We start from the raw sequence: 24,183 nt of genomic DNA, 5'->3' as shown, positions 1-24,183 counted from the left end.
AGGTCCCTTCCTTACGTCACTTGGAGACGTTGACAGCCGCCGGGGCGTCCTCGCCGAGCAGCTTGCCGTCGGACGTCTCGAACTGCTTCTTGAACTCCGCGATGGCGTCGTCGATCGCCTGGATGGTGTCGTTCGACATCTTCGCGCCCTCCTTGATGGAGGTCATGAGGCCCTGCTCCTTGCGGTGCAGGTACTCCAGGAGCTCCTTCTCGAAGCGGCGGATGTCGGCGACGGGAACCTCGTCCATCTTGCCGTTGGTGCCGGCCCAGATGGAGACGACCTGGTCCTCGGTGGCCATCGGCTGGTACTGGGCCTGCTTCAGCAGCTCGACCATGCGCGAACCGCGCTCCAGCTGCGCCTTCGACGCGGCGTCCAGGTCGGAACCGAAGGCGGCGAACGCCTCCAGCTCACGGAACTGGGCGAGGTCGACGCGGAGACGACCGGACACCTGGCGCATCGCCTTGTGCTGCGCGGAACCACCGACTCGGGAGACGGAGATACCGACGTTCAGCGCGGGACGCTGACCGGCGTTGAACAGGTCCGACTCCAGGAAGCACTGGCCGTCGGTGATGGAGATGACGTTGGTCGGGATGAACGCCGAGACGTCGTTGGCCTTGGTCTCGACGATCGGCAGACCGGTCATCGAACCGGCGCCCATCTCGTCGGAGAGCTTCGCGCAGCGCTCCAGCAGCCGGGAGTGCAGGTAGAAGACGTCACCCGGGTAGGCCTCACGGCCCGGCGGGCGGCGCAGCAGCAGCGACACGGCGCGGTAGGCGTCGGCCTGCTTCGACAGGTCGTCGAAGATGATCAGGACGTGCTTGCCCTCGTACATCCACTGCTGGCCGATGGCCGAGCCGGTGTACGGCGCCAGGTACTTGAAGCCGGCCGGGTCGGACGCCGGGGCGGCGACGATGGTCGTGTACTCCAGCGCGCCGGCCTCTTCGAGGGCGCCACGCACGGAGGCGATGGTCGAGCCCTTCTGACCGATGGCGACGTAGACGCAGCGGACCTGCTTCTTCGGGTCGCCCGAGCGCCAGTTGTCGCGCTGGTTGATGATCGTGTCGACGGCCAGGGCGGTCTTGCCGGTCTGACGGTCACCGATGACCAGCTGACGCTGGCCACGGCCGATCGGGGTCATCGCGTCGACGGCCTTGTAGCCGGTCTCCATCGGCTCGTGCACCGACTTACGGGCCATGACGCCCGGGGCCTGCAGCTCAAGGGCGCGGCGGCCGGACGTCTCGATCTCGCCGAGGCCGTCGATCGGGGCACCGAGCGGGTCGACGACGCGGCCGAGGTAGCCCTCGCCGACGGCCACGGAGAGCACCTCACCGGTACGGGTGACCGGCTGACCCTCCTCGATGCCGCTGAACTCACCGAGGACGATGGCGCCGATCTCGCGCTCTTCCAGGTTGAGCGCGAGGCCGAGGGTGCCGTCCTCGAACTTCAGCAGTTCGTTGGCCATGGCCGAGGGAAGACCCTCGATCTTCGCGATGCCGTCGCCGGCAAGGGTGACCGTACCGACCTCCTCGCGCGAGGCCGCGTCCGGCTTGTACGACTGGACGAAGTTCTCCAGCGCGTCCCGGATCTCCTCCGGCCGGATCGTGAGCTCCGCCATCTGGGTTCCCTGCTCTCCTTGTTGGGCCCGAAGTTTCACTTGGGGGGATGGGGGACTCCCCCCTGAACGAGGTGAATCCTCTGCACGGCCCAACTCGGGCCGTATTTCTACGTCTTTTTGTGTTGCTGCTAGCTCGCCATACGGCGGGTGGCGTCCTCGATGCGGTCCGCGAGAGATCCGTTGATGACCTCGTCGCCGACCTGCACCCGGATCCCGCCGAGGACCTCGGGGTCCACGTCCAGGTTGAGGTGCATCGTGCGCCCGTAGAGCTTCGCGAGGGCGGCGCCCAGGCGCTGCTTCTGCGGGTCGCTCAGCGGCACCGCCGAGGTGACGACGGCCACGACACGGTCCCGCCGCTCGGCGGCCAGCTTGGACAGGGACTCGAGTCCCGCCTCCAGGCTACGTCCCCGCGGCGCGGTCACGAGGCGCGTCACCAGACGCTCGGTGCCCCGGACGGCCCGGCCGCCGAGCAGGCTGCGCAGCAGCTCGCCCTTGGCCGTGACACTGGCCTTGCGGTTGGTCAGCGCGGCGCGCAGCTCGGTGTTCGAGGAGACGATCCGCCCGAAGCGGAACAGCTCGTCCTCCACGTCGTCGAGCGTGCCGGCCTGCTGCGCGGCGGTGAGGTCGGCGATGTTCGCCAGGTCCTCCAGCGCGTCCACCAGGTCGCGCGACTGCGACCAGCGGGAGCGCACCAGTCCGGACACCAGGTCAGCGGTCTCCCCGCTGACCTGGCTGCCGAACAGGCGCTGGGCCAGCTCGGCCTTGCCCTCGCCGGACTGCGCCGGGTCGGTGAGGACCCGACGCAGCGACACCTCGCGGTCGAGCAGCGCGGTGACGGCGGCCAGCTCGTCGGCGAGCTTCGCCGCGTCCACGGACGTGGAGTCCGTCAGCGCGTCGAGACGCTCGCGTGCGGCTGCCAGGGCCTCGCGGCTCGCTCCGTTCATCGCGTGGCCTCGGCCTTCTCCTCGAGCTCGTCGAGGAAGCGGTCGATGACACGGCTCTGGCGGGCGTGGTCCTCGAGGGACTCACCGACGAGCTTGCCGGCCAGCTCGGTCGCGAGCTTGCCGACGTCCTGGCGCAGCGCGGACGCGGCGGCCTTGCGGTCGGCCTCGATCTGCGCGTGACCGGCGGCAACGATCTCCTCACGCTGCCGCTGGCCCTCGGCGCGCATCTCGGCGATGAGCGTCGCGCCCTGCTCCTGCGCCTCCTGGCGCAGCCGCGCGGCCTCGTGACGGGCCTCGGCGAGCTGGGCCTTGTACTGCTCGAGGACGCTCTGGGCCTCGGTCTGGGCGGCCTCGGCCTTCTCGATACCGCCCTCGATGGCCTCGCGGCGCTCTTCCAGAACCTTGTTGATGTTCGGGAGGAGCTTCTTGGCGAGGAAGCCGAAGACGATGACGAAGGCGATAAGGCCGATGACAAGCTCGGGGATCGGCGGGATGAGGGGATTCTCCATCTCCTCGGCCGCGATCGTGAGCAGCGGGCTCATGTGTATGGCCTTTCGTCTAGTCGGCTGGTCCGGGTGGCGGTTTAGTTGTAGCCGTAGACGAACGGCATAACCAGACCGATCAGGGCGAGCGCCTCACAGAAGGCGAAGCCGAGGATCTGGTTGGCACGGATCAGGCCGGCGGCCTCGGGCTGGCGGGCCAGGGCCTGGGTGCCGTTGCCGAAGATGATGCCGACGCCGACGCCGGGGCCGATGGCAGCAAGGCCGTAACCGATGGAACCGAGCGAGCCGGTGACGGCGGCAAGGGTCTGGGACATGCCAGTTCTTCCTTTTCCTTTACGGACCCGGTGGGGGTTGGCCACCGGACGATTCGTTGAGGGCGGACGGCGCGGTGACTCAGTGGTGCTCGGCCAGCGCGCCCTGGATGTAGGTGCAGGTCAGCAGCACGAAGACGTAGGCCTGCAGGGCCTGGATGAACAGCTCGAAGGCGGTCATCACGACGGTCATGATGAACGAGACACCCGCGTACGCGATGCCGATGCCGTTCAGCAGGTACCAGCTGGCGATCGTGAAGAGCAGCAGCAGGGTGTGACCAGCGAACATGTTCGCGAAGAGTCGCACGGCGTGGGTGAACGGGCGGATCAGCAGGTTCGAGAAGAACTCGATGCCCATCGCCAGCGGGAGCACCGGGCCGAGCGACTTGTCGTAGCCGGTGACGTTCTTGAAGAAGCCGACGAATCCGTGCCGCTTGAAGGTGAGTGAGACCCACAGGATGTAGACGATGGCCGCGAGTCCCGCCGGGTAGGCGATGACCGAGGTGACCGGGAACTGGGCGAGCGGGATGATCGCCCAGAGGTTCATCATCCAGACGAAGAAGAAGAGGGAGACGACGAGCGGTACGTACTTCTCACCCTCTTTCTTTCCGATCGTCTCGTAGACGACTCCCCGCCGGATGAAGTCGTAGCCCGCCTCGGCGACCATCTGCAGCTTGCCCGGGACGACCTGCGGCCGGCGGAACGCGGCCCAGAAGAACCCGACGATGATGATCGAGCCGAGCAGCGCCAGCAGCATCGTCTTGTTGAAGTACACGTTGCTGTCCCCGTCGCCCCAGATGGGCTCGAACAGGAACGAGTGCAGGCCAGGAGAGGGGAATCCACAGCCGTCGAAGATGTGGCAATCGGTCTCGAAGGCGAGCACCTGCGTCGGGTCAGCACTCACCGCGGGCTCCTTCAGCGTGGCGCATAGGTACGGCAACCTCGTTGTGTCGGCGCGGCACGCTGCCGCGGTTCGGCACGGGACTGGTGTTACGGATGTGGGGGCGGCTCAGGGGCATCTCGCCTCGCGCTTGAGCAGGCGTCAGCTCGGATGCCCGCGCCCGCGATGCCGCAGTTGGCACCGGACGATAGCAGGACTTCTCGTGCGCCTTTATCCCGGCCCTACCTCTCACGACGAGTGCCCCGTCTTTTCGGGCTTGTCACCGTTGGCGGAGGTGCCCGAATCAGGTTCGACGTAGAGGATCTTGGACTTCATGTGGGCACGCGTCTGCGCGCCGATCCAAGCGAGGGTGCCGGCGACGAGCGTGAGAGCGAAGGCCCGGGGGTTGAACAACGTCGTGTGCTTGAAGGCCGCGACGAAGATGAACAGCAGCAGGATCTGCGCCGCGTAGAGCATGAGGCCCATCGCCTGGAAGAGATGCGGAAGCGATTTGGCAGTGCGCTGCAGGACGTACAGGCCGATCCCCATGAAGAGGATCACCACCAGCGTCGCGACGACCGCCCCGATCGCACCCTCGCCACCGGCCACGACCGCACTGATGACGGCGGCGACAGCGCCGACGGCGGCTGTGGGCACAGCGGCCTGGGCCAGGATCCGGGCGTCATTGGACGGCATGGCGGCAACTCCGCTTTCGCAGGGGGGCAGGGGTGTCGTCATGGACGAGCGTAGTCCCCGGGGTGGAGTGCTGGAGACTCGCGCCCATGGACCGTCGCACTGCGGTCCTTCGACTCTGTCCGGGGTTCTCGTGAACGGTATCACAAACTATTTGATGAGGTCTTTACCTCGAAGGTGTGCCAGCTGTCACACATGAGAGTGACAGTGCGCGTCTGTGCAGGAACCGCGCCCTTTTGTCTGATATAGAGGCGCTTTGGCCCCCCATTGCTCTCCCACGACTTGGCAATGCTCTAGTCAGATTCTTACCTTGGGAGCCGTGAACGGGGGCCCACAGCAGTCGCTCCGTTGACTCCGGACACTCCTGCCACAACGGGCGTGCGCTGCTCTTCCGTGTTCCCCTCCGCCACGACCACCGAGGCGGCCGGCACGGCCGCAGGCACCGCCTCCCGCGCCGACTCCCGCGCCGCCGCGACGGCGGCCCGGCGGCGGCGGTAGCGCGGCGGCACGAAGTGCTCGGCCCAGCGCGGCGCGCGCGGCGTGAAGCGCGGCAGCAGGAGCAGCGCGAGACCGATCGCGCTGAGGACGACGACGCCCAGGACGATCCACATGGACGCCGAGTTGACGGAGTAGGCGAGCGCGCCGAACGCGATCAGCGCCGACCAGAAGTACATGATCAGCACCGCGCGGCTGTGCGAGTGCCCGATCTCCAGGAGCCGGTGGTGCAGGTGCCCGCGGTCCGCGGCGAACGGCGACTGACCGCGCCAGGTGCGCCGCACGATGGCGAGGATCAGGTCGGCGGCCGGGATCGCGATGATCGTCAGCGGCATCACCAGCGGGATGTAGACCGGCACCATCTGGTGCACGGTGGCCCGCTCCGACTTGGAGAACATGTTCATCACGTCCGGGTCGACCTGCCCGGTGACGGAGATCGCGCCGGCCGCCAGCACCAGGCCGATCAGCATCGAGCCCGAGTCGCCCATGAAGATCCGCGCGGGGTGCATGTTGTGCGGCAGGAAGCCCAGGCACATGCCCATCAGGATCGCCGCGAACAGTGTGGCCGGGGCAGCCGATTCGATGCCGTACGAGTACCAGATGCGGTAGGCGTACATGAAGAACGCGGCCGCGGCGATGCACACCATGCCGGCGGCGAGGCCGTCGAGGCCGTCCACGAAGTTGACCGCGTTGATCGTGATGACGACCAGCGCGACCGTGAGCAGCGTGCCCTGCCACTGCGTCAGCGCGACCGTGCCGACTCCGGGGATCGGCAGCCACAGGATCGTCAGACCCTGCACGACCATCACACCGGCGGCGATCATCTGGCCGCCCAGCTTGATCAGGGCGTCGATCTCGAACTTGTCGTCGAGGACACCGATCAGCCAGATCAGCGCCGCCCCGGACAGCAGCGCGCGCGGCTCGTTCGACTTCTCGAAGACCTCGTTGAGGTTGGTGAGGTGGTCGGCGACGAGCAGGCCCGCGCACAGGCCGAAGAACATCGCGATCCCGCCGAGCCGCGGAGTGGGCTCCCGGTGCACGTCACGTGCCCGGATCTCCGGCATCGCTCCGGCCACGATCGCGAACTTCCGTACCGGCCCTGTCAGCAGATACGTCACCGCGGCCGTGATGCAGAGCGTCAGCAGGTATTCACGCACGGGCTTCCCCACAGGTCTCGCTGGCCATCTCAGCCCCACACCCTAGCGACGGCTGCATATGGTTGGGGACTTCCGGGTATCGACGATGGTTGCACGTGTGGCTGTGTACGGATGCGCGCCTACCCCCGTTCAGCGGGGATACGGCGGAAATCCCCCAGTGAGATCCCGCACTTCTTCACGTGCGCGCTTGGCCTCCACGTCCTCCCGCAGCACGCCGGCCAGCAGCGCCGCGACGCGCTCCATCTCCCGCTCCCCCATGCCCTGCGTGGTCAGCGCCGCGGTGCCCAGCCGCAGGCCGCGGGCGGAGTCATGGGGCAGGGCACAGCAGTCCAGCACGATCCCGGCGGCGGCGAGCCGCCCGCGCGCGGCGCGCCCCTCGACACCGAGGGGCGCGGGGTCGACGGTGATGAGGTGGGTGTCGGTCCCGCCGGTGGTGACCGCCAGCCCCTCGGCCGCGAGACGGTCGGCGAGAACCCTCGCATTGGCGACCACCTGATGGGCGTACACCGCGAACGCCGGAGTTGCCGCCTCCCCGAACGCGACGGCCTTGGCGGCGATGGTGTGCATCTGAGCCCCGCCTTGAGTGAAGGGGAACACGGCCCGGTCCACCCGCTCGGCCAGTTCGGAGCCGCACAGGAGCATCCCGCCGCGCGGCCCGCGCAGCACCTTGTGCGTGGTGGCGCACACGATGTCGGCGTACGGCACCGGACTGGGCGCCGCTCCCCCGGCGACCAGCCCGATCGGGTGCGCCGCGTCGGCGATGAGATAGGCCCCGACCTCGTCGGCGATCTCCCGGAACAGGGCGTATTCGATGTGGCGTGGGTAGGCGATCGACCCGCACACGATCGCCTTGGGCCGGTGGTTGCGGGCCAGCGTCCGCACCTGCTCGTAGTCGATGAGCCCGCTCTCCGCGTCGACGCCGTACCCCACGAAGTCGAACCAGCGGCCGGAGAAGTTCGCGGGCGAGCCATGCGTGAGATGTCCGCCGTACGGCAGCCCGAGCGCGAGGACGGTGTCCCCTGGGCGCAACAGGACCGCGTACGCGGCGAGGACGGCGGAGGACCCGGAGTGCGCCTGCACGTTGGCGTGCTCGGCCCCGAACAGGGCCTTCGCGCGCGACACGGCGATGCTCTCCGCGACGTCGACGATCTCGCAGCCACCGTGGTGCCGGGCGCCCGGATACCCTTCCGCGTACTTGTTCGCGAGCGGCGAGCCGAGCGCCGCGAGCACCGCCGGCGAGCAGAAGTTCTCCGCGGCGATCAACTGCAACGTCGTCGACTGCCGCTCCCGCTCCCCCAGCAGCACGTCCGCGAGCTCAGGATCCCGCTGCCGCAGGATGTCGGCCTCGAGGGCAGGGCTGACCGTCATGGTGTGCTCCGAACGTCGCCGGTGACGTACGACCAATGTAGGCCGCGGGGGCCACCCCCGCCCGGCAGTGGAACAGCGGCCCTACGCCCGCGCCGCCACCCCGGTCAACGCGGTCACCACCGGATCCAGCGCCTGATGTATCTCGTCCCCCACCGACCGGAAGAACGGCAACGGCGCCCCGTACGGGTCATACACCTCGTCCGCCTCGGCCGTGGGCGCCAGCAGCCACCCCCGCAACGCGGCGGCGGCCCGCACCAACGCCCGGGCCCGAGCCACCACCCCGTCCTCCAGCGGAGGCAACGTCGCCGGGTCGATCGCCTTCACCAGCCGCGTGAACTCCTTCAGCGTGAACGTCCGCAGCCCCGCCGAATGCCCCATGGAGATCACCTGCGCCCGATGGTCCCGCGTGGCCGTCAGCACCAGGTCCGCCATGATGACGTGCTCGTCGAGCAGCTCCCGCCCCACGAACCCCGACGTGTCCGCCCCGAACTCCGCCAGCACCGCCTCCGCGTTCGCCTCCATCGGCGCGCCCTCATGACCCCAGGTACCCGCGCTCTCCACGATCAGCCCGCCGCCCAGCACCCCGAGCCGCTGCGACACGAAATGCCGGGTCAGCCGCTCGGTGATCGGCGAGCGGCACACGTTGCCGGTACTGACGTGGAGGATGCGGAAGCTGTCGCGCGGAAACCCGAAAGTGGTCGTTTCCTCCGCCGTACGCTCCCCGCTGCCTATGCCACGCCCCGTGTCAGGGGCTGTCAATTCGCCACCTCGAGGTCGGGTACGACCTTCCGCAGCTCGTCCGCCGAGATCGCGCCCGCGCGCAGCAGCAGCGGCACCTCACGCGTGACGTCGACGATCGACGACGGCACGTTGCCGGGCGTCGGCCCCCCGTCGAGGTAGACGGAGACGGAGTCCCCGAGCATCTCCTGCGCCGCGTCACAGTTCTCCGGCGCGGGGTGCCCGGTGAGATTGGCGGAGGAGACCGCCATCGGCCCGACCTCCGTCAGCAGCTCGATGGCGACCGGGTGCAGCGGCATGCGCACGGCAACCGTGCCTCGGGTGTCCCCCAGGTCCCACTGGAGGGACGGCTGGTGCTTGGCGACGAGCGTCAGCGCGCCCGGCCAGAACGCGTCGACGAGCTCCCAGGCCAGCTCGGAGAAGTCGGTGACGAGACCGTGGAGCGTGTTCGGGGAGCCGATCAGCACAGGGGTGGGCATGTTGCGGCCCCGGCCCTTGGCGTCGAGGAGGTCGCTCACGGCCTCCTTGGTGAACGCGTCGGCGCCGATGCCGTACACCGTGTCGGTGGGGAGGACCACCAGTTCACCACGGCGGACCGCGGACGCGGCTTCACGCAGACCGGTCACGCGGTCGGTCGCGTCGTTGGTGTCGTATCGCCGTGCCATTTAGCGGGCCTCCTCGTACACGTACTGCTGCGGGTGCTGCGGGTCGAAAGTCGGGGTCTCGAATGTCGCGGTCGCGTTCACGGCATCGCCCTGCGGGCCGTCGCGAAGCGCGGGCGGTTGTTGAGGTCGGGGTGGTCGGCCGCGTCGGCCCAGCCCCGTTCCTCGGTGAAGATCCAGGGGACCTGTCCGCCCTGGGTGTCCGCGTGTTCGATCACGACGACACCGCCGGGGCGCAGCAGCCGGTGTGCGGTGCGTTCCAGACCGCGGATCAGGTCGAGGCCGTCCTCGCCCGAGAACAGGGCCAGGTCGGGGTCGTAGTCCCGCGCCTCGGGAGCGACGTACTCCCATTCGGTGAGCGGGATGTACGGCGGGTTGGAGATGACGAGGTCGACCTGGCCGTCGAGGTCGTGGAAGGCGTCCCGGGCGTCGCCCTGGCGCAGGTCGACCCTGGACCCCTCCATGTTCTTGCGGGTCCACCGCAGGGCGTCCTCGGACAGCTCCACGGCGTGCACGCGGGAGCGCGGGACCTCCTGGGCGAGGGCGAGCGCGATGGCGCCGGAGCCGGTGCACAGGTCCACGATCAGCGGCTCGACGACGTCCATCGCGCGGACGGCGTCTATGGCCCATCCGACGACCGACTCGGTCTCCGGGCGCGGGACGAACACGCCGGGCCCGACCTGGAGTTCCAGGTACCGGAAGAAGGCACGCCCGGTGATGTGCTGCAGCGGCTCCCGCTGTTCACGGCGCGCGACGACCTCCCAGTACCGGGCGTCGAAGTCGGAGTCCTTCACGGAGTGCAACTCGCCCCGCTTCACGGCGTGCACGAACGCGGCGAGCTCCTCCGCGTCGTTGCGCGGCGAGGGCACGCCGGCGTCGGCCAGCCGCTGGGTGGCCTGGGCCACCTCTGCGAGCAGCAGGTTCACGCAAGTCCTCCGTGTCGTACTCGTACGTACGTGTCCTACGCGTCTTACGCGGCGGCCAGCTTCGCCGCCGAGTCGGCGTCGACGCAGGCCTGGATCACCGCGTAGAGGTCGCCGTCCAGGACCTGGTCCAGGTTGTACGACTTGAATCCGACGCGGTGGTCCGAGATGCGGTTCTCCGGGAAGTTGTACGTGCGGATCTTCTCGGAGCGGTCTACGGTGCGGACCTGGCTGCGGCGGGCGTCCGCGGCCTCCCGCTCCGCCTCCTCCTGCGCCGCGGCGAGCAGCCTGGAGCGCAGGATACGCATCGCCTGCTCCTTGTTCTGCAGCTGGCTCTTCTCGTTCTGGCAGGAGGCCACGACTCCGGTCGGGAGGTGCGTGATGCGCACGGCGGAGTCGGTGGTGTTGACGGACTGGCCACCGGGTCCGGAGGAGCGGTAGACGTCGATGCGGAGGTCGTTGGGGTTGATCTCCACGTCCACCTCCTCGGCCTCCGGGGTGACCAGGACACCGGCCGCGGAGGTGTGGATACGGCCCTGGGACTCCGTCGCCGGGACGCGCTGCACGCGGTGCACGCCGCCCTCGTACTTCAGGCGGGCCCACACGCCCTGGCCGGGCTCGGTGGCGCCCTGGCCGCCCTTGGTCTTCACGGCGACCTGGACGTCCTTGTAGCCGCCGAGCTCGGACTCGGTGGCGTCGATGATCTCGGTCTTCCAGCCGACCCGCTCGGCGTAGCGCAGGTACATCCGCAGGAGGTCACCGGCGAACAGGGCGGACTCGTCGCCGCCCGCGCCCGCCTTGATCTCCAGGATGACGTCCTTGTCGTCGTTCGGGTCGCGCGGGACGAGCAGGAGGCGGAGCTTCTCGGTCAGCTCGTCGCGCTGCTTGTCCAGTTCCTTGACCTCGGCGGCGAAGTCGGGGTCGTCGGCGGCGAGTTCGCGCGCGGTCTCCATGTCGTCGCCGGTCTGCTTCCAGGAGCGGTACGTGGCGACGATCGGGGTGAGCTCGGCGTAGCGCTTGTTCAGCTTGCGCGCGTTGGCCTGGTCGGAGTGGACCGACGGGTCGGCGAGCTTCTTCTCCAGGTCGGCGTGCTCGGCGACGAGCTCCTCGACGGCCTCGAACATCTTTCGGCTCCTGTACTGCGGGGGAAGGGAAGGCGGGCGACCAAAAACGCCGGTCCCGGCGCACGCCTCGGAAGAGCGCGCGGCCGTGGACCGGCGAAGAGGGGCTCGCTACTTCTTGGAGCCGGCGGCAGCCTTGCCGAAGCGGGCCTCGAAGCGGGCCACACGGCCACCGGTGTCGAGGATCTTCTGCTTGCCCGTGTAGAACGGGTGGCACTCGGAGCAGACCTCGGCGCGGATGGTGCCGCTCTCGATGGTGCTGCGGGTGGTGAACGACGCGCCACAGGTGCAGCTGACCTGCGTCTCGACGTACTCGGGGTGGATGTCGCGCTTCAAGGTGTCTCCTAGTTTCGGGAGGGCGCCGGGTCGCGACCGCGGGATGCGGAAGCGTGAACCGGAGCCGACGTACCAGTCTGCCAGGACTGGGCCCATCCCCCAAAACCAGGGGGTGCGCTCGTTTGTTCCCGGTGGGTCGTCGAGGGTCGCCGCGCGGCCCTCAGGAGCCGCTGACGACGCCGCCGGCCTCGCCGGTGGCCGTTCCCTTCGTGGCGCTCTTCGGGATCGGCTTGTCGTTCTTCAGGGCGTTCCAGACCAGCTGCGCCTTGGTCTTCTCCATGAGCACCCGGTTGGGGTTGGCCGGGTCGTACTGCACCGGCATCGTCACCATGTTCATGTGCGAGGCGCTGATGCCCTTCAGGCCGTTCGCGAACGACATCAGGGAGTTCAGGGAGCCCAGGTCGGAGTCGGTCGTCACGGCCTTGGTGGCGGTGTTGGCCAGGTCGTACAGCTTGGTGCCGTCGCTGAAGAGGCCTATGTGCTTGACCTGGTTGACCAGGGCCTTGATGAAGGCCTGCTGGAGCTGGATGCGGCCGAGGTCGGAGCCGTCGCCGACGCCGTGCCGGGTGCGGACCAGACCGAGGGCCTGTTTGCCGTTGAGCGTGTGCTCGCCGGCCTTCAGCTTCAGGTGGCTGTCGGGGTCGTCGATGTCCTTGGTGGTGGTGATGTCGACGCCGCCGAGCTGGTCGATGAGCTTCTGGAAGCCGGAGAAGTCGACCTCGAGGTAGTGGTCCATCCGCACGCCGGTGAGGGACTCCACCGTCTTCACCGCGCAGGCGGCGCCACCGGTGGTGTAGGCGGAGTTGAACATCACGTCGGACGCGGCGTCGTGGGTGTCGCCCTTGGTGTCGGTGCACGCGGGGCGGTCGATGAGGGTGTCACGCGGGACGGAGACCACGCTGGCCTTCTGGTGGCCCTTGTAGACGTGGATGATCATCGCCGTGTCGGAGCGGGCGCTGCCGTCGTCGGTGCCGCCACCGATCTTCTTGTTACTGCCGGCGCGCGTGTCCGAGCCCAGGACCAGGATGTTCTCGGAGCCGTTGTCGGCCTTCTCGGGCCGGTCGGTGCCGAGGGCCTGGTCGATGTCGACGCTCTTGATGTTGCCGTTGAGCTTGAAGTACAGGTAGCCGGCTCCGGTGCCGCCGAGGACGACGATGCCCGCGGCCGTCCAGGCCATGACCAACAGGCCTCTGCGCCGGCCCTTGGGCTTGCGACGGTGGCCCTTGGCGCGGTGACGCGGGCCGGTGCTGTGGCCCGGTATGCCGGGACCCGGCGTGCTCTCGGCAGACATGTGCTCCTCGGTTTCGTCCGGTCGGTTACCCCCTGCGGTCAGGGTCTGGCCTGGTGTGTCGGCGCCTGTACCGCACCATCGTCACTCCGTCCGGTCAGACGGCGAAACTCGGGAAAGGGTTGCACAACGGAATGTGTCCGACCTGTGGAGTATTGTGCACGCACCGTAGTCGCCGACCGGGCCTCAGGCCCCTCTCACCTGCACCTTTTCCCGCCGAGACGCTACTGCGCCGAGCGCCGCGCACCCGACCTTCCTGTGGCAAAGATCTCGCAGCCGGCAAGCAAAAAAGGGGCCGCCCCCTGCAATCAGGGGGCGGCCCCGACGCGCCCCTCCAGGGGCGCGGGGCACTGCGCGACAAGCCACGACTCAGCCGCAGCCGCCTACAACCTTTCGGCTCTCCCAGCGGAGCGCCTAGTCACCATTACCCGGAGTCGGCGTCGTCTTCTGGATCTGCATCAAGAACTCGCCGTTCGACTTCGTCTGCTTCATCTTGTCCAGCAGCAGCTCGATCGCCTGCTGCTGGTCCAGCGCGTGCAGCACCCGCCGCAGCTTCCAGACGACCGCGAGCTCCTCGTTGCCGAGCAGGATCTCTTCCTTACGGGTACCGGACGCGTCCACGTCCACCGCCGGGAAGATCCGCTTGTCGGCCAGCTTCCGGTCGAGCTTGAGCTCCATGTTGCCGGTGCCCTTGAACTCCTCGAAGATCACCTCGTCCATGCGGGACCCGGTGTCGACGAGAGCCGTCGCCAGAATGGTCAGCGAACCGCCGTCCTCGATGTTGCGCGCCGCACCGAAGAACCGCTTCGGCGGGTACAGCGCGGTCGAGTCGACACCACCGGACAGGATGCGACCGGAAGCGGGCGCGGCCAGGTTGTACGCACGGCCCAGACGCGTGATCGAGTCGAGCAGCACGACCACGTCGTGGCCCAGCTCGACCAGCCGCTTCGCACGCTCGATGGCGAGCTCGGCGACCGTCGTGTGGTCCTCGGCCGGACGGTCGAAGGTCGAGGAGATGACCTCGCCCTTGACCGACCGCTGCATGTCGGTGACCTCTTCCGGACGCTCGTCGACGAGGACGACCATCAGGTGGCACTCGGGGTTGTTGTGCGTGATCGCGTTGGCGATCGCCTGCATGATCATGGTCTTGCCGGTCTTCGGCGGGGCCACGATCAGACCGCGCTGGCCCTTACCGATCGGCGAGACCAGGTCGATGATGCGGGTGGTGAGCACACCCGGGTCGGTCTCCAGACGGAGCCGGTCCTGCGGGTACAGCGGCGTGAGCTTGTTGAACTCCGGTCGGCCACGACCGTGTTCGGGCGCCATGCCGTTGACGGAGTCCAGGCGCACCAGCGCGTTGAACTTCTCGCGCCGCTCGCCCTCCTTGGGCTGTCGCACGGCGCCGGTGATGTGGTCACCCTTGCGCAGGCCGTTCTTGCGGACCTGGGCGAGGGAGACGTACACGTCGTTCGGCCCGGGCAGGTAGCCCGACGTACGGATGAAGGCGTAGTTGTCGAGGATGTCGAGGATGCCCGCGACGGGGATCAGGACGTCGTCGTCGGCGATCTGCGGCTCGGAGGAGGCGATGTCGTCGCGACCACGGCGGCCACGGCGGTCGCGGTAGCGGCCGCGACGGCCCCGGCGTCCGCCGTCGAAGTCGTCGTCGTCCTGCGGACCGGTGTTGCGGTCCTGACGGCCGCCGCCCTGCTGCTGGCTCTGCTGCTGACCGCGCTGCTGACCACCCTGCTGGTCGTCGCCCTTACGGCGGTCACCGCGGTCGCTGCGGTCACTGCGCTCACCGCGGTCACTTCGCTCACCGCGGTCGCGGCCGCGCTCACGGCGGTCCCGGCGACGGCCCTCGCCGCCGTCCGCGTCGGCCTTGGCGTCACCCTGCGGCTGGGCCGGGGTCTCGGCCTTGGGCTCGCTCTTGGCCTCGGCGACGACGGTCTCGGCGCCGCTGCTCGCCGGCGCGCCCGCGTCGGCGGTGGCGCGGCGGCGACGGCGCTCCACGGGGGCGTCGTCGGCGGCGGGGGCGCCCTGCTCGGCCGGGGCCGAGGCCTTGGGGGACGGCTGGCCGGGGATCTCGATCTGCTGCTGGGCCACGGCCTTCTCGGCGGGGGCGTCAGCCGCCTTCTCCGCCTTCTTCTCGGCGGCGGCCTCGCCCGTACGGGCCTTGGAGGTGGCGCGGCGCTTCGGCTTGGTCTCGCCGGCGGCTTCGGCCTTCGCGGCCGGGGCGGCACCCCCTCCCGCCTGCGCCTCCTTGATGACCTCGATCAGCTGGCTCTTGCGCATGCGCGCGGTGCCCCTGATTCCGAGGCCGGATGCGACCTGCTGCAGCTCGGCCAGCACCATGCCCTCGAGGCCGGTACCGCGGCGCCGCCGGGAGCCGGCACCGCTGGCAGGCGCGGAGGCGTCCGTGGCGGGCGCGGCAGCGGTCTCCTCGACACGTGCGCCCATCAGATCGGTGGTGTCGCTCACGAAGGGTCCTTCCCTGGAGCGGACGTCGGCCTGTCTGGCTCGGCGACCGGTTGTGCTGTCCGACTCCGGTCCTTGTGGTGTGGACGAAGCCGGGGCGGTTGTCCGCCAAAGCGGCGGAAGAGATTTCTGGTGATGGCGCTTCCTCGAGCCGTGACACCCGGTGTCACGTGGCGTGGTAGCACCTGTTCCGGAGCGTGCCCAGTGACCCGCTCAATGCCCGCGTACGGCGTACTGCCCAGGTACGACATACAGAGCACAGAGTGGTTTTTTGGGAGACTCCCGGAAGAATGTCTGTCCCGGACGGGGACACGAAGCACCTCGCCATGGTGGGGTCGGGTGCAGACTTGAGGTTAACACTACCGGATCCAACAAACATTCCCCCTCTCGAAATCCGGCAACCGTGTGTCAGGTGGCAAGCGGCAGCACGCTCGCTCCCTGGGCGTCGAGGTCGAGCCGGTTCGCGGCCCACCCTTCGCCTGCCAGATGGGACACCTTGTCGGCGCTGTCGCCGTCGACCAGCGCGAGGACGGTGGGTCCGGCGCCCGAGATGACCGCCGGGACCCCGTCGGCCCGCAGCCGCTCCACCAGTGCGGCACTCTCCGGCATGGCCGGGGCGCGGTACTCCTGGTGCAGGCGGTCCTCGGTGGCGGACAGCAGCAGCTCGGGGCGCCTGGTCAGGGCCTCGACGAGCAGGGCCGCGCGGCCCGCGTTGGCGGCGGCGTCGACGTGCGGCACGGTGCGCGGGAGCAGCCCTCGCGCCGTCTCCGTGAGGACGGGCTTCCCCGGTACGAAAACCACCGGAACGATGGAATCGGCTGGCTCCATCCTGATCGCCCGGGCGCTGCCGGCCTCCATCCAGGAGAGCGTGAAGCCGCCGAGCAGACAGGCCGCCACGTTGTCGGGGTGGCCCTCGATCTCGGTGGCCAGCTCCAGCAGGGCCGTGTCGTCGAGCTTGGCCTCGCCGCCTATGGTCACGGCTCGCGCGGCGACGATGCCGGCGCAGATGGCGGCCGAGGAGGAGCCCAGGCCCCGGCCGTGCGGGATGCGGTTGGCGCAGACGATCTCCAGGCCGCGCGGCTGGCCGCCCAGCAGGTCGAAGGCGGTGCGCAGGGAGCGTACGAGGAGGTGGCTCTCGTCGCGCGGGAGCGTCTGGCTGCCCTCACCCGCGATGTCGATGTGCAGCCCGGAGTCGGCCACCCGGACGACCACGTCGTCGTACAGCCCCAGGGCCAGGCCGAGGGCGTCGAAGCCCGGGCCGAGGTTGGCGCTGGTGGCGGGGACGCGCACCCGGACGGCGGCGGCGCGGAACGCTGGACCGGCCATCGCTCGATGACTCTCCTTGAAGCGTGACTGTCGAATGACATTCGATACGTACGGGAAAACCCTCGGCCGCGGAAAGCGGCACGGCGCCGGCCATATGCGAGGGCATATGCGGCGGGCGGGTTCAGTACAGCCTATCGAAGGAAGGTTCTGTGGCGACATAGGGCGCACAGGAGGCGCACGATGCGTGTCGTAAGCCCCCTGTGCATCCTCGGAAGGGTTAACCCGTTGAACGCCGTTTCATGCGTCTGATCAGTCACCTCTTCAGGCGCCTGATCAGGTGACCGATCAGGAGGACGGCCGGGTCGGCGGTCAGGCGAGGCCGAGGCGCTCGGCCGCCGTCGCCGCGTCGACCGGGACGGTGACGGGCTGCGGAGCGCCGGCGACGGCCCAGTCGGGGTCCTTCAGGCCGTTGCCGGTGACGGTGCACACGATCCGCTGGCCCGGGTCGACCTTGCCCAGCTCGGCGGCCTTCAGCAGACCGGCCACGGACGCGGCGGACGCGGGCTCCACGAAGACACCCTCCTGAGCCGCCAACAGCCGGTAGGCGCGCAGGATTTCACGGTCCGTCACCTCGTCGATGAGGCCCCCGGACTCGTCCCGCGCGGCCAGCGCGTACTGCCAGGACGCGGGGTTGCCGATACGGATCGCGGTGGCGATGGTCGAGGGGTCCTTGACGACCTCGCCGCGCACGATCGGGGCGCTGCCGGAGGCCTGGAATCCCCACATGCGGGGCGTCTTTCCGGCCACGCCGTCGGTGGCGTATTCCGTGTAGCCCTTCCAGTACGCGGTGATGTTGCCCGCGTTGCCCACCGGCAGGACATGGATGTCGGGAGCGTCGCCGAGCATGTCGACGATCTCGAACGCGGCCGTCTTCTGGCCCTCGATACGTACCGGATTGACCGAATTGACCAGCGACACCGGGTAGTTGTCGCTCAGGGCACGGGCCAGGGTGAGGCAGTCGTCGAAGTTGCCGTCGACCTGGAGGATCTTGGCGCCGTGGACCAGCGCCTGCCCCATCTTGCCGAGCGCGATCTTGCCCTGCGGCACAAGAACGGCCGAAACCATTCCCGCGCGCACCGCGTACGCGGCCGCGGAGGCGGAAGTGTTGCCCGTGGAGGCACAGATGACGGCCTTGGCGCCCTCCTCCTTTGCCCGCGTGATCGCCATGGTCATGCCCCGGTCCTTGAAGGACCCGGTGGGGTTGGCACCCTCCACCTTCAGGTGGACCTCGCAGCCCGTGCGCTCGGAGAGCACCTGCGCGGGCACGAGGGGCGTGCCGCCCTCACGGAGCGTCACGACCTGCGTGGTGTCGGATACCGGCAGCCGGTCCCGGTACTCCTCGATGATTCCGCGCCACTGGTGGGTCATTGCTGGTTACTCTCCTTCAACCCGCATGATGCTGGCGACACCCCGCACGGTGTCGAGCTTGCGCAACGCCTCGACGGTCCCGGTGAGGGACGCGTCCGACGCGCGGTGGGTGACGACGACGAGGGACGCCTCGCCATCCTTGCCCTGCTGGCGAACGGTATCGATCGACACCCCGTGCTCGGCGAACACGGTCGCGACCTGGGCGAGAACGCCCGGTTTGTCCGCGACGTCGAGGCTGATGTGATACCGGGTCACCACGTCGCCCATGCCCGAGACGGGCAGCGCGGCGTAGGCCGACTCGCCGGGCCCCGTTGCCCCGCTGAGCCGGTTGCGGCAGACGGCGACGAGGTCGCCGAGTACGGCGGAGGCCGTGGGGGCGCCGCCGGCGCCCGGCCCGTAGAACATGAGCTGCCCGGACGCGTCGGACTCCACGAACACGGCGTTGTACGCGCCGCGCACGGAGGCGAGCGGGTGGCTCAGCGGAATCATCGCGGGGTGCACGCGCGCGGTGACCGATCCGCCGTCCACCGCCCGCTCACAGATGGCGAGCAGCTTGATGGTGCAGCCCATCTCCTTCGCCGAGGCGAAGTCGGCGGCGGTCACCTCGGTCATGCCCTCGCGGTAGACGTCGTCGAGACGTACGCGCGTATGGAAGGCGATGCCGGCGAGGATGGCGGCCTTGGCGGCGGCGTCGAACCCCTCGACGTCCGCGGTGGGGTCGGCCTCGGCATACCCGAGGGCGGTGGCCTCGTCGAGCGCCTCCTGGTAACCGGCGCCCGTGGAGTCCATCTTGTCGAGGATGAAGTTGGTGGTCCCGTTGACGATCCCGAGCACCCGGTTGACCTTGTCACCGGCGAGGGACTCGCGCAGCGGCCGGATCAGCGGGATGGCGCCGGCGACGGCGGCCTCGTAGTAGAGGTCCTTGTCGTGCTCCTCGGCGGCGGCGTGCAGCGCGGCACCGTCCTGGGCGAGCAGTGCCTTGTTGGCGGAGACGACGGACGCACCGTGCTCGAAGGCGGTGGTGATGAGGGACCGCGCGGGCTCGATCCCGCCGATCACCTCCACCACGACGTCGATGTCACCGCGTTTGACGAGGGCGGTGGCGTCGGTGGTGACGAGGTCGGGGGCGATGCCCTCCCGCACCCGGGAGGGCCGCCGCACGGCGACACCCGCGAGCTCCACCGGGGCACCGATACGGGCGGCGAGGTCGTCGGCGTGCGTCGTCATGATGCGCGCCACCTCTGAGCCGACCACTCCACAGCCCAGCAGCGCCACCTTCAGCGGACGCGTACGCATCATCCGACCTCGTTTCCTCATACCGTCTACGGTGGGACCAGTCTCACTCACCGAACGGGAGTTTCTATCCCATGTCCGGATTGTGAGACGTCGATTTCATTTGTGCGGGGGTGGAAAACCGTAGATCTTCCACCCCTCTTGTTGTTGTCCTCCGGGCGCTGTCCGCTTGGAGGTTGCTCACCCGACGTCGAGACGCAGAAGATCCTCCTCGGTCTCGCGACGGACGATGACGCGGGCCTCGCCATCGTTGACGGCGACGACCGGCGGACGCAGCACGTGGTTGTAATTGCTCGCCATCGACCGGCAGTAGGCCCCCGTCGCCGGCACGGCGATGAGGTCACCCGGTGCCACATCGGCCGGCAGGAACGCGTCCTTCACGACGATGTCGCCACTCTCACAGTGCTTGCCGACCACCCGGGCCAGCATCGGCGCGGCGTCGGAGGTACGGGAGACGAGGGCGACGCTGTACTCGGCGTCGTACAGCGCGGTACGGATGTTGTCCGACATGCCGCCGTCGACGGAGACGTACGTCCGCAGCCCGTCGAGCGGCTTGATGGTGCCGACCTCGTACAGCGTGAAGGCGGTCGGCCCGACGATGGCCCGCCCCGGCTCCACGGAGATGCGCGGGGTGCGCAGCTTGGCGGCCTCACACTCACGGCTGACGATCTCGGTGAGCGCCTTGGCGATCTCGTGCGGCTCACGCGGATCGTCGTCGCTGGTGTACGCGATCCCGAGCCCGCCCCCGAGGTCGATCTCGGGCAACTCGATGCCGTGCTCGTCCCGGACGTCCTTGAGCAGCCCGACCACCCGGTGCGCGGCGACCTCGAACCCGGACATGTCGAAGATCTGCGACCCGATGTGACTGTGGATCCCGATGAGCTCGATCCCGTCCAGCTGCAGCGCCCGCCGCACGGCCTCGGCGGCCTGCCCGCCCGCGAGCGGAATCCCGAACTTCTGGTCCTCGTGCGCGGTGGCGATGAACTCGTGCGTGTGGGCCTCGACGCCGACGGTGATACGGATCTGGACGCGCTGCCGCTTGCCGAGGGACTCGGCGATGTGGGCGACGCGGACGATCTCCTGGAAGGAGTCGAGCACGATCCGCCCGACGCCCGCGCTGACCGCCCGGTGGATCTCGTCACTGGACTTGTTGTTGCCGTGGAAGGCGATGCGGTCGGCCGGCATGCCGGCGGAGAGGGCGGTGGCGAGCTCACCACCGGAGCAGACGTCCAGGTTGAGCCCCTCCTCGTGCAGCCAGCGGACGACGGCACGGGAGAGGAACGCCTTGCCGGCGTAGAAGACGTCAGCGTCGGCCCCGAAGGCGCTGCGCCAGGCACGGGCACGCGCCCGGAAGTCGGCCTCGTCGAGGACGTACGCCGGCGTGCCGAACTCCTCGGCGAGCCGGGTGACCGCAAGCCCGCCGACGGTGACGACACCGTCGGGATCCCGGGTGACGGTCTGGGCCCACACCTTGGGGTCGAGGACGTTGAGGTCGGCGGGCGGAGCGGAGTAGTGGCCCTCGGGAATGACGTCGGCGTAACGGGGCCCGGCGGGATGTGCGGATCGGCTCATGGTCTGATCTGTGTTCTCTCAGAGATGGTCGGGTGCGTCGATGCCGAGCAGGGACAGGCCGCCGGCCAGCACCGCCCCGGCGGCTTCGGCGAGCGCGAGCCGGGCACGGTGGGCGGCCAAGGGTTTCTCCTCACCACGCGGGAGGACACCGGGAAGCACGGCGAGCGCGGCATCCGCGACGGTGACGAGATGCCGGGCGAGGCGATGGGGCGCGCGGTGCGCGGCCGCCTGGACCAGGACGCGGGGGTGATCGGCGAGGGCGGCGAGGAGAGCGGGGGCGGTGAGGTCGCCGTGGACCGGGCCGGGGCCGGAAGTGAAGCCGATGTCAGCGGTGAAGCCCAGGTCGGCGGCGTTGCGACTCACGGCCCGGGTGCGGGCGTGGGCGTAACGCACCCGGAAGAGAGGGTTGCTCTCCCGCTGGACGAGGTGCTCGGCACTGATACGCGGCCGGTCGTGCGGAGCGGGATGAAGAAGAGCCCACCGGGCGGCATCCAGCCCGAGCGGGGCGGGATCCTCCGGCGCCGGCACGGGCCGCACATTGACGGGCTCCCGATGCTCGACCTCCACCCGCCCGCCCTGCGCCCCGACGATCCGGATCAGCGCGTCGGCAAGAACCTCGGCACGGATCTCGTACGGCACCCGCAACTCGACGAGCTGCCCGGCGAGGGCGTCGGAGTGCCCGTACCGCTCCCCCTCCTCAAGCACCTCCCGCACGACGGAGAAGGACGCGAACCGCTCGAGGTGGATGTTGAGAAACCCGGGCCCGGTGATCTCGACGCCGTCGACACCGTCCGAACGCACGAGGTACGGCCGAAGCACCTCGGCAACGCGCCGGGGAGGCTGCCCGGCGGGCCGTGCGAGCTGCAGCGCGACGTTGGTCGCGTAGTCACCGCACCCACCGGGCCCCGGCGGCGCCACCACGACCCGTTCCGGCACGGTCACATTCAGTTCCCCCTCGTCAACAGCACAACGCACGGCATGCAGCACGGTGCGCGAGAGCTCGACGGGGGTCACGGGACAAGCGTAGGGGAGGAGGGGGGTGGGTAGGCGAGCCCGTTTGGGTGGGGTCCGGGATGTGGACAGACTGGGGTGGCGCGAAGGTCAGCGGGGACGTCTTCGAGGCGGGCGACGGGGCCGGTCGCCGGACGCCTTCGAGGCCGGGCGATGGGACCGGTGGCCGGACACCTTCGAGGCCGGGCGACGGGACCGGTGGCCGGACACCTTCGAGGCCGGGCGATGGGAACGGCCGCAGAGACGGGCACGGTCAGTCGGAAGATCAGCCGCCGGCGTGCCCGGCCCGCTCCGCCTCACCCGCCGAACCGAGAGCACCCCCACTCCCCCCGTCGCCACGCCCCTGCCCCATCTCGACCAACTGCCTGACGAGCCGCACGAGTTCCGCAGGCTCGAAGGGCTTGGCGAGGAAGGCATCCACGCCTACATCGAGCCCGGCCTCGATCTCGTACTGCGTACAAGCACTGACGATGGCGAGAGGCAGGGCCCGGGTCCGCGGATCGGCACGCAGCCGGGCGGCGGTACTGAGCCCGTCCAGCCGAGGCATCACAACATCGAGGGTGATGGCATCGGGCCGCACCTGATGAACGACATCAAGACACTCGGCACCATCGGACGCGGTCACGACCTCGAGGCCCTCCAGCTCGAGATTGACCCTGATCAACTGCCGGATGACCTTGTTGTCGTCCACAACAAGCACCCGACCCGACGCGCCTGGCACAACTCGAGAGTAGGTCGGACCCGGCCACCGCGTCCGGCTTTTCCCGACTTCCACCCCACTCGAGCGATACACCGGCCTCCCGGCGACCTCAAAACCCGTTCCTGATCACCCCGACAGAGCTGGTAGTGTTCTACCCGTCGCCGCGAGCAAACAGCTCACCACCGACACGCCCCCGTAGCTCAGGGGATAGAGCAACGGCCTCCGGAGCCGTGTGCGCAGGTTCGAATCCTGCCGGGGGCACCTTGATTCAGTGCCCAAAGACCCCGCCATCAGCGCTTTCGCTGAGACGGGGTCTTCGCGTATGTGCAGGCAGATGCAGCCCGGAGCGGCTGTATGTCGGGATCCGTGGACGAGGCGTGGACGGGATCTTGAAGCATCGCCGCAGGTAAGCGCCGGCTGAAGCGGGGCCTACAGGGCCAGCACCCAGCGCGGACAGGGACGCCGCTCACCTCACGAACCGCACCCCCGGCCGATCGGCGTCCGCCTATGCGCTCACCGAAGCAACTAGACAGCGATTACTGAAGAGCTCACCACGTCTGCCAGCAGCTCCGCGCCAAGCTCACTGCTCAACAACTCGATCGAGTCGAGGCCCCCTTCCTTGTCCGCACGCTGCGGAGCCCGCCTTTGACTCGCGACGCGGACTCACACCAACGGGGCACACGCAGTTACACACGATTGCTTGTGCACGCGTGAGCACGTGTGAGTAAGCTTGAGTCAGCGAACACAGCCTGAAGTGTTCCTGAGAGGGAGGGATCAATGCGCCTAATTGATGGCACGCCGCAGGAGATCGCCGAGTTCCTTCGGCTCACCGGCACGGACGAGGACAGCGACTCGGGGGCGCCCGTCGAGGTTGCCACCGACACACCTGTCGACGCGCTGGAGTGGGCCCAGATCAGTGATCTAGTAAACGGTCGAGCCCGCAGCGCAGATGTCGCCAAGCGAGTTCTGGACTTCTTGCGGGGGGTGGTCGACCTCGGCGATGTCGAGATCGGTCCAGGCACGTCCGAGCGCACTCCGGACGGTCTCACTGACTACGTGATGGTGCACGACGCCGGCATCCGCCGCTACGGGGCTGTGGCATACGTCAAGCCCCGGAACGGTGGCCTGACGTTGCGCTTGACCAAGGAGGACGTAACCGATCTCAACGAGTCGCACGTCAGCTACCGCGATGTCCGACCGGGGCACCAGTACGTCGTGAACTGCCCACTCCGCGACGATGATTCCGTTAAGGCAGCACTGAAGCTCGTGCAGCTGGCTCTGACGAAGGTCCGCAAGTAGGCGAAGAGATCAGGCCCCACGACTTTCACCGCGAGCGTCTGAGGGCTATTCGTCCATCGGCCCGCGCACATCGCATCACAGTGAGGCCCCTGGACAACTCCAGGG

Annotated in this window: 22 protein-coding genes and 1 tRNA gene; 2 read left to right on the top strand and 21 right to left on the bottom strand. The window is 69.0% G+C overall.

What is annotated here, in order from left to right:
* Positions 1–16: 16 nt before the first annotated feature.
* From atpA to IG99_RS33020, 21 genes are all read right to left on the bottom strand, one after another.
* Entirely contained in the window at positions 17–1,615 is a 1,599-nt protein-coding gene (gene atpA / locus IG99_RS33120) for a F0F1 ATP synthase subunit alpha (RefSeq protein WP_037680578.1), read from the bottom strand.
* Positions 1,616–1,743: 128 nt separating this feature from the next.
* Entirely contained in the window at positions 1,744–2,559 is an 816-nt protein-coding gene (locus IG99_RS33115; RefSeq protein WP_037680577.1) for a F0F1 ATP synthase subunit delta, read from the bottom strand.
* The gene (locus tag IG99_RS33110) at positions 2,556–3,101 is read right to left on the bottom strand and encodes a F0F1 ATP synthase subunit B (RefSeq protein ID WP_037680575.1); all 546 of its coding nucleotides are present in this window, start codon (positions 3,099–3,101) and stop codon (positions 2,556–2,558) included. Before IG99_RS33110 ends, IG99_RS33115 begins: the two co-directional genes overlap by 4 nt.
* A gap of 41 nt (positions 3,102–3,142) precedes the next feature.
* Positions 3,143–3,376, bottom strand: coding sequence for an ATP synthase F0 subunit C (gene atpE, locus IG99_RS33105; RefSeq protein ID WP_033275524.1), 234 nt, complete (start codon positions 3,374–3,376; stop codon positions 3,143–3,145).
* Positions 3,377–3,455: 79 nt separating this feature from the next.
* Complete coding sequence (gene atpB / locus IG99_RS33100) at positions 3,456–4,277, bottom strand: F0F1 ATP synthase subunit A (RefSeq protein WP_037680574.1); 822 nt, start codon at positions 4,275–4,277, stop codon at positions 3,456–3,458.
* 225 nt (positions 4,278–4,502) lie between these two features.
* Positions 4,503–4,949, bottom strand: a complete 447-nt coding sequence (locus IG99_RS33095) for a hypothetical protein (RefSeq protein ID WP_037680572.1) — start codon at positions 4,947–4,949, stop codon at positions 4,503–4,505.
* Between the two features lie 302 nt (positions 4,950–5,251).
* Positions 5,252–6,598: an MraY family glycosyltransferase gene (locus IG99_RS33090; protein WP_037680570.1), complete on the bottom strand. Its 1,347-nt coding sequence runs from the start codon at positions 6,596–6,598 to the stop codon at positions 5,252–5,254.
* Between the two features lie 129 nt (positions 6,599–6,727).
* The gene (locus tag IG99_RS33085) at positions 6,728–7,966 is read right to left on the bottom strand and encodes a serine hydroxymethyltransferase (protein WP_037680569.1); all 1,239 of its coding nucleotides are present in this window, start codon (positions 7,964–7,966) and stop codon (positions 6,728–6,730) included.
* Positions 7,967–8,047: 81 nt separating this feature from the next.
* Positions 8,048–8,725, bottom strand: a complete 678-nt coding sequence (locus IG99_RS33080; RefSeq protein WP_037680568.1) for an arsenate reductase/protein-tyrosine-phosphatase family protein — start codon at positions 8,723–8,725, stop codon at positions 8,048–8,050.
* Complete coding sequence (locus IG99_RS33075) at positions 8,722–9,369, bottom strand: L-threonylcarbamoyladenylate synthase (protein WP_037680567.1); 648 nt, start codon at positions 9,367–9,369, stop codon at positions 8,722–8,724. Before IG99_RS33075 ends, IG99_RS33080 begins: the two co-directional genes overlap by 4 nt.
* Before the next feature lie 77 nt (positions 9,370–9,446).
* Positions 9,447–10,292, bottom strand: coding sequence for a peptide chain release factor N(5)-glutamine methyltransferase (prmC, locus tag IG99_RS33070; RefSeq protein WP_037680566.1), 846 nt, complete (start codon positions 10,290–10,292; stop codon positions 9,447–9,449).
* Between the two features lie 44 nt (positions 10,293–10,336).
* Positions 10,337–11,413: a peptide chain release factor 1 gene (gene prfA / locus IG99_RS33065; protein WP_037680565.1), complete on the bottom strand. Its 1,077-nt coding sequence runs from the start codon at positions 11,411–11,413 to the stop codon at positions 10,337–10,339.
* Between the two features lie 108 nt (positions 11,414–11,521).
* A complete protein-coding gene (gene rpmE / locus IG99_RS33060) occupies positions 11,522–11,746 on the bottom strand; it encodes a 50S ribosomal protein L31 (RefSeq protein WP_019326867.1) in 225 nt (74 codons plus the stop codon).
* 160 nt (positions 11,747–11,906) lie between these two features.
* Complete coding sequence (locus tag IG99_RS33055; RefSeq protein ID WP_037680564.1) at positions 11,907–13,037, bottom strand: LCP family protein; 1,131 nt, start codon at positions 13,035–13,037, stop codon at positions 11,907–11,909.
* A 411-nt stretch (positions 13,038–13,448) separates the two neighbouring features.
* Complete coding sequence (gene rho / locus IG99_RS33050; RefSeq protein ID WP_037680563.1) at positions 13,449–15,512, bottom strand: transcription termination factor Rho; 2,064 nt, start codon at positions 15,510–15,512, stop codon at positions 13,449–13,451.
* A gap of 405 nt (positions 15,513–15,917) precedes the next feature.
* Positions 15,918–16,835, bottom strand: a complete 918-nt coding sequence (thrB, locus tag IG99_RS33045) for a homoserine kinase (RefSeq protein ID WP_037680561.1) — start codon at positions 16,833–16,835, stop codon at positions 15,918–15,920.
* A gap of 309 nt (positions 16,836–17,144) precedes the next feature.
* Entirely contained in the window at positions 17,145–18,203 is a 1,059-nt protein-coding gene (thrC, locus tag IG99_RS33040; protein WP_037680560.1) for a threonine synthase, read from the bottom strand.
* A gap of 6 nt (positions 18,204–18,209) precedes the next feature.
* Positions 18,210–19,502: a homoserine dehydrogenase gene (locus IG99_RS33035; protein WP_037680557.1), complete on the bottom strand. Its 1,293-nt coding sequence runs from the start codon at positions 19,500–19,502 to the stop codon at positions 18,210–18,212.
* A gap of 174 nt (positions 19,503–19,676) precedes the next feature.
* The gene (gene lysA, locus IG99_RS33030; protein WP_037680555.1) at positions 19,677–21,068 is read right to left on the bottom strand and encodes a diaminopimelate decarboxylase; all 1,392 of its coding nucleotides are present in this window, start codon (positions 21,066–21,068) and stop codon (positions 19,677–19,679) included.
* An 18-nt stretch (positions 21,069–21,086) separates the two neighbouring features.
* Positions 21,087–22,082 carry an ArgS-related anticodon-binding protein NrtL gene (gene nrtL / locus IG99_RS33025; protein WP_037680554.1) on the bottom strand — a complete coding sequence of 332 codons (996 nt, stop codon included), beginning with the start codon at positions 22,080–22,082 and terminating at the stop codon, positions 21,087–21,089.
* Positions 22,083–22,344: 262 nt separating this feature from the next.
* Positions 22,345–22,854: a response regulator gene (locus IG99_RS33020; protein ID WP_078948047.1), complete on the bottom strand. Its 510-nt coding sequence runs from the start codon at positions 22,852–22,854 to the stop codon at positions 22,345–22,347.
* A gap of 114 nt (positions 22,855–22,968) precedes the next feature.
* Here IG99_RS33020 and IG99_RS33015 point away from each other — a divergent pair.
* Together IG99_RS33015 and IG99_RS50720 are read left to right on the top strand one after the other, a co-directional pair.
* Positions 22,969–23,040: transfer RNA gene (locus IG99_RS33015), tRNA-Arg, on the top strand.
* Positions 23,041–23,556: 516 nt separating this feature from the next.
* Positions 23,557–24,078, top strand: a complete 522-nt coding sequence (locus IG99_RS50720) for a hypothetical protein (RefSeq protein ID WP_234312050.1) — start codon at positions 23,557–23,559, stop codon at positions 24,076–24,078.
* Positions 24,079–24,183 lie beyond the last annotated feature (105 nt).

This window comes from Streptomyces griseus subsp. griseus (genome assembly GCF_000720255.1).
GTDB classification, from domain to species: domain Bacteria; phylum Actinomycetota; class Actinomycetes; order Streptomycetales; family Streptomycetaceae; genus Streptomyces; species Streptomyces griseus_I.
This window is presented reverse-complemented; position numbering and strand designations above follow the sequence as displayed.